The sequence below is a fragment of the Nocardioides daeguensis genome (assembly GCF_019192965.1).
Lineage (GTDB): Bacteria > Actinomycetota > Actinomycetes > Propionibacteriales > Nocardioidaceae > Nocardioides > Nocardioides daeguensis.
In genome coordinates, this window is sequence record NZ_JAHTKU010000005.1 from 19,058 (window position 1) to 35,925 (window position 16,868).

The window sequence follows — 16,868 nt, forward strand, 5'->3', positions numbered from 1 at the left end:
CCCGGGTGCGCATGCTCCGCGTCGCGGCCGAGGTGTTCGCCGCTGCCCTCGCCCTGTCCCTCGGCGCCCTGCCCTCCGCGCCGGCCCATGCCGACCTCGATCTGCCCGGCCTGCCGGCCCTGCCGACGATCCCCGGCCTGCCCATCCCGTCGCTGCCGACCGACCTGCTCGCGCCACGCTTCACCGGCGCTCCGGTCACGGCGCAGCCCCTCGCGGTGGCGCCGGTCCCCCAGAACCCGCACCTGGCGCCCAACGGGCGCAGCAGCATGCACAACGACCCCTACAGCTCCGACGCCTACGCCGTGTCGGGGCCGCTCGGGCGCAACCTGCAGGTGCGCACCGCGTCGTACGGGATCCGGGAGTGCGCGACGATGGCGTTCGACTCGCACGACCGGATCGTCGGGCTGTGCGGCGGGCTCGAGGGCTTCACCCTGATGGTGATCGACCCGGTCACGCTGCACGCGGTCTCCCAGCTGCGGCTCTCGCGGCGCGACCTGCTCTCGGGTGCGAACCCGCTGACCGACATCTGTGGCGGGACCTACTTCTTCCTCGACGGCCAGGACCGCGCGTACGCCACGACGACCGACTCCTCGATCGCCGAGGTCGCCGTCAACGCCGACGGCTCCCTCACCCGGGGGCGGACCTGGCCGCTCGCCGCGCACCTCGCCGCCGACGACTGCCTGGTGGCGACCGGCGTCGACTGGGCCGGCCGGGTCTGGTGGTTCAGCCAGCAAGGGACGGTCGGCACCCTCGACCGCACCACCGGCGCCGTCAAGGCGCGCGAGCTGCCGGACGGCGAGGGGATCTTCAACTCGGTCTCCACCGACGAGACCGGCGGCGTCTACTTCGTGTCGACCCACCAGTCGTACCGGCTCGACGCGACCGCCGACGGCACCCCCGAGATCACCTGGGCGATCCCGTACGACCGCGGCAGCGCGAAGAAGCCGGGCATGCTCTCGCAGGGCTCCGGTACGTCACCGACCCTGATCGGCGAGCGCTGGATCGCGATCGCCGACAACGCCGAGCCGCGCAGCCACGTCCTCGTCTACGACCGCCGCAAGGGGGTCACCGACCGCGAGCACTGCTCGATCCCGGTGCTGGCGCCGGGTGCGAGCACCACCGAGAACAGCCTGGTCGCCGCGGGCGAGTCGCTGATCATCGAGAACAACTACGGGTACGCCGGCGTGCAGTCCACGCTGCTCGGCAGGTCCACGACGCCCGGCGTCTCGCGGGTGATGATCGACCCCGACGGCTGCCACGTCGCCTGGACCAACCCGACCACCGCGCCGACGTCGGTGCCGAAGGCCTCCCTCGGCAACGGCCTCCTCTACGTGTACTCCAAGCCGCAGGGCAACCCGGTCGACCCGTGGTACGTCACGGCCATCGACATCCGCACGGGTGAGACCCGCTGGAACCGACTGACCGGCACGGGCATCCAGTGGAACAACCACTACGCGTCGATCTACCTCGGCCCCGACGGAGCGCTGTACGTCGCCACGATCGTCGGGCTGATCCGGCTCACCGACGGGTAGGGCGCCACAGGCAGGCGGCGGCCGCGCCGAGGACGTCGTCGACGGGGAGGTCCTCGAGCTCCTCGGTGCGGTGCGTGGCCGCGAGCGACCGGGCGGTGCAGCGGGCGGTCGCCGGGTCGAGACCGGCCTCCTGCTCGAGGCTGCGAGCGAGCGCGGCGACGGGGTCCTGCTCGGGTGGCCGGCGGTCGACCATCCCGGCGACCGGAGCCAGCGCACAGGCGACGCCGGCCGCGCAGGCAACTGCCAGCCACCGGCGCGACCAGCGGCGCGGCCAGCGACGCGACGGCCGGGCCGGCTCACCGGCCCGCAGGGCGTCGCGGAGGGCTGCTGCGGTGGTCGGCGGCTCACGCAGCACCCGCGCGAGACGCGGCGGGCCGGCGCCGGGCGCGTCGGCGATCACCTCCCGCAGCAGCTGGACCAGGGCCCGGACGTCGTCGACGGCCGCGTCGCCCCGCGCCGGGACGGCGATGCCGAAGTCCGCGAGGTAGGCGACGGTGTGGGTGCCGCGACGGCGCAGCAGCACGTTGGACGCCTTGATGTCGCGGTGGACCAGGCCCGCCCGGTGGGCCTCGGCCAGCCCGTCGGCCACCTGCGCGACCACGTCGACCGCCTCGGCGACGGGCAGCCTGCCGTGCCGGCGCAGCGCCGCTCCCAGGTCACCGTCGGGCACCAGCTGGGTGGCGAGGTAGAGCCGCCCGTCGATCTCCCCGTGGGCGAACACCTGGACGACGTGGGGAGAGTCGAGCGACGCCTGGGCCTGGGCCTCGCGCACGAACCGCGCGCGGAAGTCCGGGTCGTCGGCGAGCTCGGGGACGATCAGCTTGAGCGCGACGTGGCGGCCGAGCGAGGTGTCGAGGGCGTCGTACACCGTGCCCATGCCGCCGCGCCCGAGGCACCGCACCATCCGGTAGGGACCGAGCCGGTCAGGATGGTCAGCCGGGTCAGCCGGGTCAGCCGGGTCGGGCGGCAGGGGCACCTCGTCGTTCTACCCGCCGGGTCCGACGCTGGCGAACGGTTCTCCCCACCCCTGTTGAGTCGTCACTTTCTCCCGTTGAGTCGTCACGACCTTCAGTTGAGTGGCCACCTGGTGGCAGCTCAAGGGGAGAAAGTGACGACTCAACGGGAGAAAGTGACGACTCAACGAGCTAGAAGACCAGCGCCGTGGCGGGGTCGCTGACCAGGTCGGCGACGTCGGCGAGGAACTGGGAGCCGGTGGCGCCGTCGATGTGGCGGTGGTCGAAGGACAGCGACAGGGTCATCACCTGGCGCGGCACGACCTGGTCGCCGACGACCCACGGCTGCGCCTTGATCGCACCGAGGCACAGGATCGCCGACTCGCCGGGGTTGATGATCGGCGTACCGCCGTCGACCCCGAACACCCCCACGTTGGTGATCGTGAACGAGCCGCCGGTCAGGTCGGCCGGCTGGCTGCGGCCCTCACGGGCGGTGGCGGTCAGCGCCTCCAGCGCCTGGGCGAGCTCGACGAGGGAGAGGGCGTGGGCGTCCTTGACGTTGGGGACGACCAGGCCGCGTGGGGTGGCGGCGGCGATGCCGAGGTTGACGTAGTGCTTGACCACGACCTCCTGGGCGGCCTCGTCCCAGGTCGAGTTGATCAGCGGGGTACGCCGCAGCGCGAGCAGGCACGCGCGGGCGACGACGAGCAGCGGGCTGACCTTGACGCCGGCGAGCTCGCGGCGCTCGCGCAGCCGGTCGACCAGCTCGACGGTGGCGGTGGCGTCGATGGTGACCCACTCGGTGACGTGGGGCGCTGTGGAGGCGGAGGCGACCATCGCGGCGGCCATGTTCTTGCGGACCCCCTTGATCGGCTCGCGGGTCTCGCGGCCGGCGGGGTCGACGGCGACCGGCGACGCAGCATGGGCGCGGCCGGGCGCGGTGGGCGCGGCCGAGCCGGCGGCGGCGAGCACGTCCTCCTTGCTGACCGTGCCCTTGGGCCCGGTCGGCACCAGCGCGGTCAGGTCGACGCCGAGGTCGCGCGCCAGGCGCCGGACCAGCGGCTTGGCGAGGGCCCGGACCGGGCGCGGGTCTCGCGACGGTTGCGGCGCGGCCTCCTCGACCACGGGGTTCGAGCCCGACTTGCGGGCGCGCCGCTTGAGGGCGCGCTGCTTGGGGCCGTAGCCGACCAGGGTGGCATTGCCCTCGGGCGGGATGTTGGTGTCGATGGGCTCCGCCGACACCGTCACCGCCGGCGTGGTCGGCGCGGTCGGCACCTCGGAGGCCGGCGGCGGGGCCGCGGGCGCCGCGCCCGGCTCACCGATCCGGATGATCGGCGTCCCGACCGCGACCGTGTCGCCCTCGGCGGCGAGCAGCGCGAGCACGTGACCGGCGTACGGCGAGGGCAGCTCGACGATTGACTTGGCGGTCTCGATCTCGACGACGACGTCGTTGACGGCGACGACGTCGCCCACCTTGACCCGCCAGGCGACGATGTCGGCCTCGGTGAGGCCCTCGCCGACGTCGGGGAGCTTGAACTCGCGGGCAGCCAGGTCAGCCAGGTCAGCCATGTCAGTTCAGACTCCTCAGAACCCGAAGGTCCGGTCGACGGCGTCGAGGACCCGGTCGAGGTCGGGCAGGAAGGCCTCCTCGATCCGGGCGGGCGGGTAGGGGGTGTCGAAGCCGCCGACGCGCAGCACCGGCGCCTCGAGCGAGTGGAAGCACTCCTCGGTGACCCGGGCGGCGATCTCGGCCCCCAGACCGAGGGTCACGTGGGCCTCGTGGACCACGACCAGGCGTCCGGTACGACGCACCGACTCGTGGACCGGGACCAGGTCGAGCGGGGAGAGGGTGCGCAGGTCGATGACCTCGAGCGAGCGGCCCTCCTCGGCCGCGACCGTCGCGGCATCGAGGCACGTGGAGACCGTCGGCCCGTAGGCGACGAGGGTCGCGTCGGAGCCGGGCCGCACGACCCGCGACTGCCACAGCGGCGCGGCCGGCGCCGACTCGTCGACGTCGGCCTTCGCGGAGTGGTAGAGCCGCTTGGGCTCGAGGAAGACGACCGGGTCGTCGGCGTGGATCGCCTGCTGGATCATCGCGTAGCCGTCGGCCGGGTTGGAGCAGGCGACCACCTTGAGGCCGGGCGTGTGCACGAACTGCGCCTCGGGAGACTCGCTGTGGTGCTCGACGGCGCCGATGCCGCCGCCGAACGGGATCCGGATGACCATCGGGATCCTCACCCGGCCCAGGCTGCGGAAGTGCAGCTTGGCGACCTGGCACACGATCTGGTCGTAGGCCGGGTAGACGAAGCCGTCGAACTGGATCTCGACGACCGGGCGGTAGCCGCGCATCGCGAGGCCGACGGCGGTGCCGACGATGCCGGACTCGGCCAGCGGGGTGTCGATGACCCGGGCGTCGCCGAAGTCCTTCTGCAGGCCGTCGGTGATCCGGAAGACGCCGCCGAGGGTGCCGACGTCCTCCCCCATGATCACGACCTTGTCGTCGGCCTCCATCGCCTTGCGCAGGCCGGCGTTGAGCGCCTTGGCCAGGGTCATCGTGGTCATGACGAGACCTCCTCGAACGAGGCGGCGTGCGCGTCGTACTCCGCCTGCTGGGCCGCGAGCTCGGCCGTCTTCTCGGCGTGGACCAGGTCCCACAGGTCGTGGGGCGAGGGGTCCGGCAGGGCGTGGCACTCGCGGCGCATCCGCTCGCCGAGGGCGTCGGCCTGGGCGGCGACGTCGGCGAGGAACGCGTCGTCGGCCAGGCCGTTGCGGCGCAGGTAGACCTCCAGCCGCGCGATCGGGTCCTTGAGCTTCCAGTGCTCGACGTCGTCGCTGAGCCGGTAGCGGGTCGGGTCGTCGGTGGTGGTGTGGGCACCCATCCGGTACGTGTAGGCCTCGATCAGGATCGGCCCCTGGCCCTCCCGGGCCCGTTGCAGCGCGGCCTTGGTGACGGCGTACGTCGCCAGCACGTCGTTGCCGTCGACCCGGATGCCGGGGAAGCCGAACCCGTGGGCGCGGCGGTAGAGGGGGATCCGGGACTGCCGCTCGAACGGCTCCGAGATCGCCCACTGGTTGTTCTGGCAGAAGAAGACGACCGGCGCGTTGAAGGACGCGGCGAAGACGAACGCCTCGTTGACGTCGCCCTGCGAGGAGGCGCCGTCGCCGAAGTGGGCGACGACCGCGGTGTCGCGCTCGGGTTCACCGGTGCCGACCAGGCCGTCGCGCTGGACGCCCATGGCGTAGCCGGTGGCGTGCAGCGTCTGCGCGCCGATGACGATCGTGTAGAGGCCGAAGTTGTGCTCGGCCGGGTCCCAGCTGCCCTGGTCGACGCCCCGGAACAGGGCGAGCAGCCGGACCGGGTCGACCCCGCGGCACCAGGCGACGCCGTGCTCGCGGTAGGTCGGGAAGACGAAGTCCTGCGGGGCGAGGGCACGGCCGGCCCCGATCTGCGCGGCCTCCTGACCGAGCAGCTGGGCCCACAGGCCGAGCTCCCCGTGGCGCTGCAGCGCGGTCGCCTCGATGTCCAGGCGCCGCACCAGCACCATGTCGCGGTAGAACCCGCACAGCTCGTCGGCCGTGAAGTCGACGTCGAAGCCGGGATGGTGGACGCGCTCGCCCTCGGGGGTGAGGAGCTGGACGAGCTCGGGGTCAGGTACGCGCTCGGGGGCCGGTCCGAAGACGGGGTCGGTCATTCGCCACTCCTTGCCTCCGCCGCCTGCGGGATCGCCGCGGCCCGGGTCGGTTCGGTCCGTGTTCCGGGTCCGTCACAGGGGTGGCGTGACGTGTGATCCGGAGCACACCATCGCCTGCCACGATACCCGCCTCCCTGTCCGGTCCGTGGTCTCCGGCACCGGGGTGGCGCCGGGGTGGCGAACCGGACGGCGGTCCGGGCGCCCGGTCCTCCCAGCGGTACGACGGCACGGGGAGCCGCGCCGTCGTACCCCCGCGTCACTTCTCGACGTAGCTGTAGCCGCTGACCAGCCAGGAGCCGGTGCTGCCGTCGAGTGCCCAGGTCGAGACGAGCGTCTTGCCCGTGCTCGGCGCGTAGACGTCGCCGTAGACGTTGACGACGAAGGCGTCGGCGGTCGTCTCCGGGTCCTTGAAGTCGTACTCGGCGTTGGACATCTCCAGGTTGCCGGCCACGGCCTCGCAACCCGCCTGGTCGGTGAACTCCGAGGCGAAGTAGGCCGGCGTGCTCAGGCCCTCGACCGCGAGGCAGTCGCCCTCGAGCAGCGAGTCGAGGAAGGCCCGCGCGGTGATGGTGGGGTCGTCGGTCGGCACCGCGTCGAGGTCGCCGCCGTCGGTGTCCTCGGTCGTCGGCTCGTCGGTCGGCTCGTCCGGATCATCGGTCTCGTCGGTCGCCTCGGTCGTCTCGGAGGTCTCGTCGTCCTTGGCGGACGGCTTGTCGTCGTCACCGCCGAAGACGGTGAAGGCGAGCACCGCCACCACACCGAGGACGAGGACCACGACGCCTGCGACGATCGCGACGACCAGGCCCTTCTTGCCCCCGCCCCCGCCGGTCGGCGGGGCCGGGAAGCCACCGCCGGGCCCACCGGGGTAGCCCGGTCCGCCGGGATAGCCGGCTCCCGGGTACCCGGGAGCGGGCGGCTGCGCGGGGTAGCCGGGCTGCGGGTAGCCCTGCGCCGGTGGTTGCTGCGGGTAGCCGGGGGCCGGAGGCTGTGGGGGGTAGCCCGGCTGGGCCGGCTGGCCCGGGGCACCGTAGGGAGGCACAGGAGCGCCACCCGCGGGCGGCGCCATCTGGGTCGGGGGCTGTTCGCCCGGCTGCCCAGGTGGGGGGAACTGGTCACTCACGCGCGTGAGCCTAGTGGTAGACGGGCTCCGGGAAGGGCGATTCGCGCCGACGGCGCGACCAGAGCCCGAGGGCCACGAGGACCAGCCCGGCGGGAGCCGCCACGAGGAACCCGCGGGCGTAGGGCTCGAGCGAGTCCAGCACCGCGTCGAGCAGCACCCCGGCAAGCTCACGACGCCCCACCGCGACCCGGTCGAGCACCGCGGAGGACAGGGGGCCCGCGGCGGCGAGCAGCGCCACCGCGCCGAGGGCCACGCCCAGCAGTGCGAAGCCGGCGGCCCGGGCGCGCCCGCGCCAGCCCGGGGCGGCGAGCAGGGCGATGAGGACGAGGCCGGCCCACACGAGGGGCAGCAGGCGGGTCGTGCCGTCGACGGCGCGGTACGCCGGCCCGGCCTCCGCGACCCTCGACTCCCGCTCGACCGGGACCCGCAGGGCGACGTCGGGCAGCAGCCCGACCGGGATGCCGCGGTCCTCCAGCTGCAACAGCACCTGCGCGACCAGTGGCCCGGCGTCGACCGTGATCGAGCCGTCGGCCGGGGCGTCCGGGTCGTCGAGGACGGCGAGCGCCTGGTCGTGCAGGTCGGCGTTGGCCGTGCGCCAGAACGAGGGGAACTCGGGGCTCTCCACCGCCATCGTCGCCGCGCCCTGGGCCCACTCGCGCACGGCGACCGGCAGCCCGACCGGGATGTGCTGCTGCAGCGCGAGCACCGCGGCGTCCGCGGCCGCGTCGGCGAGGACCGCCTGCACGTTCGGGTCGTCGGCGAGGTCGGCGACGGTGTCGACGTACGCCTCCCGGTCGTCGACGCGGGCGGTCAGCCAGGTGCCCGCGATCGCGAACGGGGCGACGAGGGTGGCGAGCAGGACCGCGACGGCTGCGGAGAAGGAGCGCACCGGGTCAGGATGCCGCAGAGGGGCACAGCGCCCGATGAGCGACTCAGCCGCGTCGGCGAAGCCGGATCAGTTGGTGGTGGTGATGATCGCGACCAGTACCACGAACAGCAGCAGGGCGATCGTGGTCATCAGACCCACCCGGAAGCCGATGGTCCGCTTCACGCTCGGCGGCGGGGGCGGCAGGGCGGGCCCGGCCTGGGCCGGAGGTCCGCCGGCATAGGCCGGTGGTCCACCGGCGTAGGCCGGTGGACCTCCGAGGTACGGCGGGGGCGGCGGGCCCGGGGGCGGCGGCGGAGCACCGTACGGCGGCTGGCTCATGCGGGCAGCCTAGGGCGTTTCTCCCAAGTGAGCGCCGTCGCGAGCGGCGTTTCCGGCCGATCTGGCAAGGCGGCGGAGCGAAGTCGTGCCGGATCGCCCTTCGAGCGACGCCAACGCCGCCAGATCGAGTCGGAAACGTCGCGGAGCAGGCGGGGACTTGGGAGACACGCCCTCGTCAGGAAGGTGCCGCTGTGGGGCCGGTCAGCCGGCGTCGCTCACCTTCCACCGACCGCTCTCGCGGACCAGGTGGAACAGCGACTTCTCGGTCGAGCCGTAGATCGTGAGCTCGACCGGCACGCTGGCCTTCGCCGCCTCGACGCTCGGCTTCCCGACCTTCCAGGTCACCGCCTCACCCAGCTCGGTGGGGATCTCCTGTGCGTCACAGCTGCCCTCGTCGGCGAGGTAGGCCGCCGTGACGAGGTCCTCGGCGGTCGCGCAGTCGCCGGAGAAGGCCGCATCGAGGAAGGCCTCCACGACCGCCGCCGGCTCGTCCGGCACCGCGCCGGCACTGCTCGAGCCCTGTGCGGTCGGGCTGGCCGGATCGGTCGGGGTCGTGACGCCGCCGCTCGGCTCGCCGCTCGCCCCATCGCTGGGGCTCGCGGAGGTGGCGCTGCGCATGGCGTCGTAGGACGCCACCCGCCAGGCGCCGTCGACCTTCTCGAGCAGGAAGGTGTAGGTGGCGCTGCCGGCGGGGCTGGTGAAGTCGGCCGGGACGCTCGCGGTCGAGCCGTCGATGCTGGCGTCGTGGACCTCGGAGTCGACGTCCTCGGTCGCGAGCAGGCGGAACGCCTCCGACTCACAGGGCTCGCTCGCCCTCGCCTCCACGGTCAACAGCCTCTCGGCGGCCGCGCAGTCGCCGTCCTCGGCCGCGTCGACCAGCTCCTCGACGACGTCCTCGGGCGCGCCGGCGGTGGGGGCGTCCGCGTCGTCGGCATCGCCGTCGTCACCGGTGAGCGCGAGGACCAGCCCGACCGCGACCCCGATGAGGAGGACCACCCCGACCACGGCGAGCACGATCCACAGCCGCTTGCCCTGCTCCTTGCCCGGGGCCCTGACCGGACCGCCCGGGGGCGGCGGGAGGGGCGCCCCGGGCGGCGGGAACGGCGGCGGGCCTGCGGGCGGAGGAGGCGGCGGGAACGACGGCGGGCCAGTGGGGGGCGGCTGGCTCATCAGGGGCTCACCTGCTCGAGGTAGTCGGAGAACCACGACTCCAGGTCGGCCGGGTCCGTCGGGAACGGGGGGATGTCGTCCGGGATGCCCGACGGGACACCGCTGGGGACCTTCGTCGGCAGGTCCGGCAGGCTCGGGCCGCCGCCGGGCAGGCCGGGCAGGCCCTCGGTCGGCAGGTCGCTCGGGAAGTCCGAGGCGTCGATCGTCGGCAGGTCGAGCGTCGGCTCCGTCGCGGGCGCGCCGGGCGTCGTACTGCTGCTGGAGTCCTCGCTGACCGGGTCGGTGTCGCCGTCGTCGCGTCCGACGAGGAGGAACGCGGCGAGCGCCACGACGGCGATGGCCAGGAGCACACCGCCGACGGCGACGACGGCCCTCAGGCCGCGGCCGCCGCCCACCTCGAGGGAGGGACCGCCGGTCGGGAGCTCGGGAGACACGGCCTCACCCTAGACGAGCCGGGCTTGCAGAATGGGGGCATGGCCGGAGCGTCCACGCCACCGAAGAGCCCGTTCACCCCGCTCAGCGTCGAGAACGAGTCGACGGTGTCGCGGGTCGCGGCGCAGGTGCGGCGCGCGATCTTCGAGGGCGACCTGGAGAGCGGTACGGCGCTGCGCGAGGTCGCGCTCGCCGAGGCGCTCGGGGTCTCGCGGCCGACCGTGCGGGAGGCACTGACGGTCCTGGTGGCCGAGGGGCTCGCGACCCGGGAGCCGCACCGCGGGGTCACGGTCGCCACGCCGCGCGCCGACTCGGTCCGCGACGTGTGCCGGGCGCGGTGGGTGCTCGAGGGAGCCGGGGTCCAGGCATGGCCGGCCGCGGACGCCGTACGACGGGCGCGGGTGCGCAGCACCCTCGACGCCTACACGGCGGCGATCCGGAGCGGCGACGCGTCGTACGAGGAGCTCAACGAGCGCCACCTCTCCTTCCACGTCTCGCTCGTCGAGCTGACCGGCAGCCCCCGGCTGGTGCAGATGGCCGAGGCGCTGATGGACGAGCTGAGGCTGGCGCTCGCCCAGGTCGAGCGGATGCACCGCAACGCGCACGACGAGGCGGAGTCCCACCAAGGCCTGGTCGCACTGCTGGAGGCGGACCGGATCGACGGTCCGGACGGGGCCCACGCGTTCTTGCGCAGGCACATCGACGACGCCGAGGTCGAGATCATCGAGGCGCTCGGTCTCGAATGACACACTGACCCCATGCTGGCCTTCCTGTCCCGTTGGGTGATCACGATCGCCGCGCTCGCCGTGGCCGCGCAGCTCATCGGCGGCATCTGGTTCGAGGGCGCGAGCGAAGGTCGCGCCGAGCTCGACGACAAGGTCCTTCCGCTGGTGCTGGTCGCGCTGATCTCGTGCGTGGTGACCGCGTGGGTGAAGCCGTTGCTGACCTTCTTGTCGATCCCGTTCATCCTGGTCACGCTGGGCCTGTTCCTCATCGTGCTCAACGCGCTGCTGCTGCGGTTCACCGCATGGCTGGCCGACGCGGTCGACATCGGCTTCCACGTCGACGGCTTCTGGCCGGCGGTGTGGGGCTCGATCATCATCAGCATCACGACCTGGTTCCTCGACGCGATGATCGGCGTCGACGACTGATGACCGCCGCTCCCCCGCCCCGCACGCCGGGGCGCTACCGCGTCGCGCTCGTCTGCCTCGGGAACATCTGCCGCTCCCCGATGGCCGACGTCGTGCTCGCCGCCCGCGTGGCCGACGCGGGCCTCGACGACCGCGTCGAGGTGGTCAGTGCCGGCACCGGGACCTGGCACGTCGGCGAGCCGATGGACCGCCGGGCCGCGGCCCTGCTCACCGCCGAGGGCTACGACGCCAGCCGGCACCGCGCCCAGCAGGTGCTCGCGTCCTGGCTGGTGGAGCAGGACCTGGTCCTGGCCATGGACCACGACAACCTGCGCGACCTGCGCGACCTCGGCGAGGCCGACCCCGACCGGGTGCGGCTGTTCCGCGACTTCGACCCCGCCGGGCCGGGCGGCGAGGTGCCGGATCCCTACTTCGGCGGCGACGACGGCTTCGGCACCGTGCTCGCCATGGTGGAGCGGACCTCGGCGGCGCTGGTGGCCGCGGTGGCCGACGTCGTCGGCTGAGGGGCAGCGAGCCGGCCCGACTGGCCCTACTCACCGGTCACCCTTACGTTTACTAGGACGTCCTAGTAAACGAGCAAGGGGAACCAGATGACGAGCATCGAGCGTGTGGGAGTGGTCGGCGGCGGCCTGATGGGGTCGGGCATCGCGGAGGTCAACGCCCGCGCCGGCAAGGACGTGATCGTGGTCGAGTCCACCCCCGCCGCCGTCGAGGCCGCCCGCCAGCGCCTGGAGACCTCCCTCAAGCGCGCCGAGAGCCGCGGCAAGATCGAGTCGGCCGACGCCGTCCTGGCCCGGATCCGGGTGGTGGAGGACCTCACCGCCCTCGCCGACCGCGACATCGTGATCGAGGCGATCATCGAGGACGAGCAGGCCAAGACCGAGCTCTTCCGCCGCCTCGACGAGATCGTGACCAGCCCCGACGCGATCCTCGCCTCGAACACCTCCTCCATCCCGATCATGAAGCTGGCGGTCGCCACCAAGCGACCCAGCCACGTCCTCGGCGTGCACTTCTTCAACCCGGTCCCGGTGCTCAAGCTGGTCGAGCTGGTGCCGTCGCTGATGACCGACGAGGCCACCACCGAGCAGGCCCGCGCGTACGTCCAGGACGACCTCGGCAAGACCGCGATCGACTGCCAGGACCGCGCCGGCTTCGTCGTGAACGCCCTGCTGATCCCGTTCATCTTGTCGGCGATCCGGATGTTCGAGTCCGGCTTCGCCTCCGCGGAGGACATCGACCACGGCCTGGTCCTCGGCGCCGCCCACCCCCAGGGCCCGCTCGCCCTCGCCGACCTGATCGGCCTCGACACGGTCAAGGCCGTCGCCGAGTCGCTGTACGAGGAGTTCAAGGAGCCCCTGTACGCCGCCCCGCCGCTGCTCGCCCGGATGGTCGAGGCGCGGCTGCTGGGTCGCAAGACCGGCCGCGGCTTCTACACCTACGGCTGAGGTCTCGGCGCGCGGACAAGTAACACGCCGTCCGCCCGACTACCTGGCGGTTCTCAGCACGACACACCGGCCGACTCGCCGGCGAACTGCTGAGAACCGGCGACCAGTCGGGTGGACGGCGTGTTACAGCGGTACCGGTCAGCCGGCGAAGTCGCCCGAGGCCTGGCGGACCTGGCGGAGCAGGTCGTAGGCGTCGGCCTGCTGGTCGCCGTCCAGTCCGGTGACGGCGAAGTCGATCGCGGTGACCGCCTTGGTCGCCTCGCGGACCGTGGCGCGCCCCTGCGGAGTCAGCCGGGCGAGGGTACGGCGACGGTCGGCGTCGTCGGGCACCCGGATGACGTAGCCCTGCGCCTCCAGGCGGTCGATCGCGCTGGTCACCGAGGTGGGGTGGACCATCAGCCGCTCGCCGATCTTGCTCAACGGCAGCGAGCCGTGCTGGCTGAACAGCAGCAGCACGAGCACCTCGTAGCGGGAGAAGGTCAGCCCGAACGGCTTCAGCGCGGCGTCGAGCGCCCCGATCATCAACTGTTGGACCCGCATCACCGACGTCGCCAGCCGCATCGCGGTCGCGTCGCCGAAGTGCTCCTCCCACAAGACGCCGGCACGGTCGATCGGGTCGAACGGCAGGCGGGACTCAGACACGGATCGAACCCTAGGGCATCCGAGGACTTTTCCAGATTACTTGGACGTCCTACTATCGGAGATCCAACGAGTTTGGAGGACCGATGCCCGAGCACGCCCTGCACGTCCCGCAGCACCCCGTCCGCCTGGTCACGGCGTCCAGCCTGTTCGACGGCCACGACGCCTCGATCAACATCATGCGGCGGATCTTCCAGAGCCAGGGCTGCGAGGTGATCCACCTCGGGCACAACCGCTCGGTGGCCGAGGTGGTCGAGGCCGCGATCGAGGAGGACGTGCAGGGCATCGCCGTGTCGTCGTACCAGGGCGGGCACGTGGAGTACTTCGAGTACCTCACCCAGCTGCTCCGCGAGCGCGGCGCCGGGCACATCAAGGTCGTCGGCGGCGGTGGCGGCGTCATCGTCCACGACGAGATCACCCGGCTGCGCGAGTCCGGCGTCACCATCTTCTCCCCCGAGGACGGCCAGCGACTCGGCCTCCCGGGCATGGTCAACACCGTCGTCGAGGCGTGCGACACCGACCTGTGGGAGACCGGCAGCGTCACCGCCGAGCAGGTCCTCAGCGGCGACCGCGCGGCCCTCGCCCGCGCCATCACCGGCGCCGAGCTCGGCCGGCTCGACCGCGACCTGCTCGACCAGCTCTCCGCCGCGGCCGCCGCGCACGCGGTGCCGGTGCTCGGCATCACCGGAACCGGCGGCTCCGGCAAGTCCAGCCTCACCGACGAGCTCGTCCGCCGGCTGCGGGTCGACCAGCAGGACAAGGTGCGGGTCGCGGTGCTCGCCGTCGACCCGACCCGGCGCAAGGGCGGCGGCGCGCTGCTCGGCGACCGGATCCGGATGAACAGCCTCGACCTGACCGGCCACGGGCTGGACCGCAACCAGGTCTACTTCCGCAGCCTCGCCACCCGCGGCGCGCACGAGGTGCCCGAGCACCTGACCGACGTGCTCACCGTGATCAAGGCCGCCGGCTTCGACCTCGTCGTCGTCGAGACGCCCGGCATCGGCCAGGGCGACGCCGCGATCGTTCCGTTCGTCGACACCTCGCTGTACGTGATGACGCCCGAGTTCGGCGCCGCGTCGCAGCTGGAGAAGATCGACATGCTCGACTTCGCCGACGCGGTCGCGATCAACAAGTTCGAGCGCCGCGGCGCCGAGGACGCGCTGCGCGACGTCGGCCGCCAGATGGTCCGCAACCGCGAGGCGTTCACCAAGCTGCCCTCCGACATGCCGGTGTTCGGCACCTCCGCCGCCACCTTCGACGACGACGGCGTCACCGCGCTCTACCAGCACCTGCGCGGCCTCCTCGCCGGCAAGGGCCTCGCCGTGGGCGAAGGCCTGCTCGCCCCGGTCGCGGGCAAGCAGTCGACCCGGATCCAGACCGTGCTGCCCGCCGACCGGGTCCGCTACCTCGCCGAGATCGCCGAGACCGTCCGCGACTACCACGCCGAGACCGAGGTGCTCGTCGAGAAGGCGCGCCGTGCGCAGCGCTTCGCCGCCGTCGCCGAGGAGCTCGCCGAGATCGAGGACCTCGCCGCCGCGGCCGCCCGCGCCAACGACGACCTCCCGCTCGACGTCCGCGACCGGCTCGCGGCCTGGCCCGCGACGGTCGCGCAGTACGACGAGGACACCGCCACCCACGGCCGCGAGTCCCTCTCCGGCAACCGGGTCCCGCGGGTCGCCGTACCCCGGTTCGCCGACCACGGCGAGCTGGTCCGCTTCTGGCGCGGCGAGAACCTGCCCGGCCACTTCCCCTTCACCGCGGGCGTCTTCCCCTTCAAGCGCGCCGACGAGGACCCCGCCCGAATGTTCGCGGGCGAGGGCGACCCGTTCCGCACCAACAAGCGGTTCCGGCTGCTCTCCGAGGGGCAGCCGGCGACCCGCCTGTCGACCGCCTTCGACTCGGTCACCCTCTACGGCCGCGACCCCGACGAGCGCCCCGACATCTACGGCAAGGTCGGCACGTCCGGCGTCTCCGTCGCGACGCTCGAGGACATGAAGGCGCTCTACGACGGCTTCGACCTGCTCTCGCCGACCACCTCGGTCTCGATGACGATCAACGGCCCCGCCCCGACGGTGCTGGCCTTCTACCTCAACACCGCGATGGACCAGGCGCGCGAGCGCGGCATCGACCCGTACGAGGCGATCAAGTCGATCCGCGGCACCGTCCAGGCCGACATCCTCAAGGAGGACCAGGGCCAGAACACCTGCCTGTTCTCCACGGAGTTCTCGCTGCGCTGCATGGCTGACATCCAGGAGTGGTTCATCCAGCAGCAGGTCCGCAACTTCTACTCGGTGTCGATCTCCGGCTACCACATCGCCGAGGCCGGGGCGAACCCGATCAGCCAGCTCGCGTTCACCCTCGCCAACGGCTTCACCTACGTCGAGTCGTACCTCGCCCGCGGCATGGACATCGACGACTTCGCGCCGAACCTGTCGTTCTTCTTCTCCAACGGCATGGACCCCGAGTACACCGTGATCGGCCGGGTCGCCCGCCGGATCTGGGCGATCGCCATGCGTGACAAGTACGGCGCCAACGAGCGCTCGCAGAAGCTGAAGTACCACGTCCAGACGTCGGGCCGCTCCCTGCACGCGCAGGAGATGGACTTCAACGACATCCGCACCACGCTGCAGGCGCTGATCGCGATCTACGACAACGCGAACTCGCTGCACACCAATGCCTACGACGAGGCCGTCACCACCCCGTCGACCGAGTCGGTGCGCCGCGCCCTGGCGATCCAGCTGATCATCAACCGCGAGTGGGGCCTGGCCGCCAACGAGAACCCGCTGCAGGGCTCCTACGTGGTCGACGAGCTCACCGACCTGGTCGAGAAGGCCGTGCTGACCGAGTTCGACCGGATCTCCGAGCGGGGCGGTGTCCTCGGCGCCATGGAGACCGGCTACCAGCGCGGCCGGATCCAGGACGAGTCGATGCTCTACGAGCACCGCAAGCACGACGGCACCCTGCCCATCATCGGCGTGAACACCTTCCGCGCCCCCGACGCCGGCGACGGGACCCCCGACGAGATCGAGCTCGCGCGCGCCACCACCGAGGAGAAGGACTCCCAGCTGGTCCGGCTCCGCGACTTCCAGGCCCGCCACCAGGACGACGCCACCGCCGCCCTGGCCCGCCTCAGGGCGGCGGCGACGAGCGGGGAGAACATCTTCGCCGTCCTCATGGACGCAGCGCGGGTGTGCTCGCTCGGCCAGGTGACCGAGGCGTTCTTCGAGGTGGGCGGGCAGTACCGCAGGAACGTCTGACCTCCGGGGCGTCCCCGCACAGCCGTCGACGCGGGCGGGCCAGCACTGCTGGCCCGCCCGCGTTGTTCGTACCCGGCCTTGCTAGTGCCCGGCCTTGACCATGCGCATGATCCGCAGGCTGAACGAGACGAAGCGGAACAGCTGGGTCGGGATGCTGCGCCGGCGGCGCAGGGTGCGCGCGGTGGGGAGCGGCGCGGCGCCGAGGTCGAGGACGGGCTGGTCGCAGCCGGGTCGCACGGCGGTGAAGGTCGGCAGGGATGCGGTCATCGT

The 16,868-nt window shown here is 72.6% G+C and carries 17 protein-coding genes; 6 read left to right on the plus strand and 11 right to left on the minus strand.

The window, feature by feature from the left end:
- Nucleotides 1-11: 11 nt before the first annotated feature.
- Entirely contained in the window at nucleotides 12-1,532 is a 1,521-nt protein-coding gene (locus KU893_RS04645) for a hypothetical protein (protein WP_246591957.1), read from the plus strand.
- Here KU893_RS04645 and KU893_RS04650 read toward each other — a convergent pair.
- The 9 genes from KU893_RS04650 to KU893_RS04690 all read right to left on the minus strand — a co-directional run bounded on the left by KU893_RS04650 (nucleotide 1,519) and on the right by KU893_RS04690 (nucleotide 10,108).
- Nucleotides 1,519-2,508 carry a serine/threonine-protein kinase gene (locus KU893_RS04650; protein WP_218233177.1) on the minus strand — a complete coding sequence of 330 codons (990 nt, stop codon included), beginning with the start codon at nucleotides 2,506-2,508 and terminating at the stop codon, nucleotides 1,519-1,521. The two genes, KU893_RS04645 and KU893_RS04650, sit on opposite strands and share 14 nt — an antisense overlap.
- Nucleotides 2,509-2,677: 169 nt before the next feature.
- The gene (locus KU893_RS04655) at nucleotides 2,678-4,054 is read right to left on the minus strand and encodes a dihydrolipoamide acetyltransferase family protein (protein WP_218233178.1); all 1,377 of its coding nucleotides are present in this window, start codon (nucleotides 4,052-4,054) and stop codon (nucleotides 2,678-2,680) included.
- Nucleotides 4,055-4,069: 15 nt separating this feature from the next.
- Entirely contained in the window at nucleotides 4,070-5,047 is a 978-nt protein-coding gene (locus KU893_RS04660; protein WP_218233179.1) for an alpha-ketoacid dehydrogenase subunit beta, read from the minus strand.
- Nucleotides 5,044-6,177: a pyruvate dehydrogenase (acetyl-transferring) E1 component subunit alpha gene (gene pdhA, locus KU893_RS04665; RefSeq protein WP_218233181.1), complete on the minus strand. Its 1,134-nt coding sequence runs from the start codon at nucleotides 6,175-6,177 to the stop codon at nucleotides 5,044-5,046. Before pdhA ends, KU893_RS04660 begins: the two co-directional genes overlap by 4 nt.
- Nucleotides 6,178-6,433: 256 nt before the next feature.
- Nucleotides 6,434-7,297 (minus strand): hypothetical protein, encoded by an 864-nt coding sequence (locus tag KU893_RS04670; protein ID WP_218233182.1) that lies wholly within the window; start codon nucleotides 7,295-7,297, stop codon nucleotides 6,434-6,436.
- 10 nt (nucleotides 7,298-7,307) lie between these two features.
- On the minus strand, nucleotides 7,308-8,186 hold the full coding sequence (locus tag KU893_RS04675; RefSeq protein ID WP_218233183.1) for a hypothetical protein: 879 nt from the start codon (nucleotides 8,184-8,186) through the stop codon (nucleotides 7,308-7,310).
- Between the two features lie 66 nt (nucleotides 8,187-8,252).
- Complete coding sequence (locus KU893_RS04680) at nucleotides 8,253-8,504, minus strand: hypothetical protein (RefSeq protein ID WP_218233184.1); 252 nt, start codon at nucleotides 8,502-8,504, stop codon at nucleotides 8,253-8,255.
- 201 nt (nucleotides 8,505-8,705) lie between these two features.
- On the minus strand, nucleotides 8,706-9,674 hold the full coding sequence (locus KU893_RS04685; RefSeq protein WP_218233185.1) for a nuclear transport factor 2 family protein: 969 nt from the start codon (nucleotides 9,672-9,674) through the stop codon (nucleotides 8,706-8,708).
- Nucleotides 9,674-10,108, minus strand: a complete 435-nt coding sequence (locus tag KU893_RS04690) for a hypothetical protein (protein WP_218233186.1) — start codon at nucleotides 10,106-10,108, stop codon at nucleotides 9,674-9,676. Before KU893_RS04690 ends, KU893_RS04685 begins: the two co-directional genes overlap by 1 nt.
- 39 nt (nucleotides 10,109-10,147) lie before the next feature.
- Between KU893_RS04690 and KU893_RS04695 the strand changes: the two genes are divergently transcribed.
- The 4 genes from KU893_RS04695 (at nucleotide 10,148) to KU893_RS04710 (ending at nucleotide 12,702) form a co-directional block, all read left to right on the plus strand.
- A complete protein-coding gene (locus tag KU893_RS04695) occupies nucleotides 10,148-10,852 on the plus strand; it encodes a GntR family transcriptional regulator (RefSeq protein ID WP_218233188.1) in 705 nt (234 codons plus the stop codon).
- A gap of 12 nt (nucleotides 10,853-10,864) precedes the next feature.
- Nucleotides 10,865-11,257, plus strand: coding sequence for a phage holin family protein (locus KU893_RS04700; protein WP_218233189.1), 393 nt, complete (start codon nucleotides 10,865-10,867; stop codon nucleotides 11,255-11,257).
- Nucleotides 11,257-11,760 carry a low molecular weight protein-tyrosine-phosphatase gene (locus KU893_RS04705; RefSeq protein WP_218233190.1) on the plus strand — a complete coding sequence of 168 codons (504 nt, stop codon included), beginning with the start codon at nucleotides 11,257-11,259 and terminating at the stop codon, nucleotides 11,758-11,760. Before KU893_RS04700 ends, KU893_RS04705 begins: the two co-directional genes overlap by 1 nt.
- Before the next feature lie 96 nt (nucleotides 11,761-11,856).
- Complete coding sequence (locus KU893_RS04710) at nucleotides 11,857-12,702, plus strand: 3-hydroxybutyryl-CoA dehydrogenase (RefSeq protein WP_425575335.1); 846 nt, start codon at nucleotides 11,857-11,859, stop codon at nucleotides 12,700-12,702.
- A gap of 138 nt (nucleotides 12,703-12,840) precedes the next feature.
- Here KU893_RS04710 and KU893_RS04715 read toward each other — a convergent pair whose 3' ends face one another.
- Nucleotides 12,841-13,344 carry a MarR family winged helix-turn-helix transcriptional regulator gene (locus KU893_RS04715; RefSeq protein ID WP_257440862.1) on the minus strand — a complete coding sequence of 168 codons (504 nt, stop codon included), beginning with the start codon at nucleotides 13,342-13,344 and terminating at the stop codon, nucleotides 12,841-12,843.
- Between the two features lie 83 nt (nucleotides 13,345-13,427).
- Between KU893_RS04715 and icmF the strand changes: the two genes are divergently transcribed.
- Nucleotides 13,428-16,598: a fused isobutyryl-CoA mutase/GTPase IcmF gene (gene icmF, locus KU893_RS04720; protein WP_218233192.1), complete on the plus strand. Its 3,171-nt coding sequence runs from the start codon at nucleotides 13,428-13,430 to the stop codon at nucleotides 16,596-16,598.
- An 81-nt stretch (nucleotides 16,599-16,679) separates the two neighbouring features.
- Here the strand turns inward: icmF and KU893_RS04725 are convergent, their stop codons facing one another.
- Nucleotides 16,680-16,865, minus strand: coding sequence for a hypothetical protein (locus KU893_RS04725; RefSeq protein ID WP_218233193.1), 186 nt, complete (start codon nucleotides 16,863-16,865; stop codon nucleotides 16,680-16,682).
- Between the last annotated feature and the right edge of the window lie 3 nt (nucleotides 16,866-16,868).

Bases quoted from the DNA above. Each gene is read 5' to 3' on its own strand.
- KU893_RS04645 (WP_246591957.1), top strand. From the start codon at position 12: ATGCTCCGCGTCGCGGCCGAGGTGTTCGCCGCTGCCCTCGCCCTGTCC.
- KU893_RS04655 (WP_218233178.1), bottom strand. From the start codon at position 4,054: ATGGCTGACCTGGCTGACCTGGCTGCCCGCGAGTTCAAGCTCCCCGAC.
- KU893_RS04660 (WP_218233179.1), bottom strand. From the start codon at position 5,047: ATGACCACGATGACCCTGGCCAAGGCGCTCAACGCCGGCCTGCGCAAG.
- pdhA (WP_218233181.1), bottom strand. From the start codon at position 6,177: ATGACCGACCCCGTCTTCGGACCGGCCCCCGAGCGCGTACCTGACCCC.
- KU893_RS04680 (WP_218233184.1), bottom strand. From the start codon at position 8,504: ATGAGCCAGCCGCCGTACGGTGCTCCGCCGCCGCCCCCGGGCCCGCCG.
- KU893_RS04685 (WP_218233185.1), bottom strand. From the start codon at position 9,674: ATGAGCCAGCCGCCCCCCACTGGCCCGCCGTCGTTCCCGCCGCCTCCT.
- KU893_RS04695 (WP_218233188.1), top strand. From the start codon at position 10,148: ATGGCCGGAGCGTCCACGCCACCGAAGAGCCCGTTCACCCCGCTCAGC.
- KU893_RS04700 (WP_218233189.1), top strand. From the start codon at position 10,865: ATGCTGGCCTTCCTGTCCCGTTGGGTGATCACGATCGCCGCGCTCGCC.
- KU893_RS04705 (WP_218233190.1), top strand. From the start codon at position 11,257: ATGACCGCCGCTCCCCCGCCCCGCACGCCGGGGCGCTACCGCGTCGCG.
- icmF (WP_218233192.1), top strand. From the start codon at position 13,428: ATGCCCGAGCACGCCCTGCACGTCCCGCAGCACCCCGTCCGCCTGGTC.
- KU893_RS04725 (WP_218233193.1), bottom strand. From the start codon at position 16,865: ATGACCGCATCCCTGCCGACCTTCACCGCCGTGCGACCCGGCTGCGAC.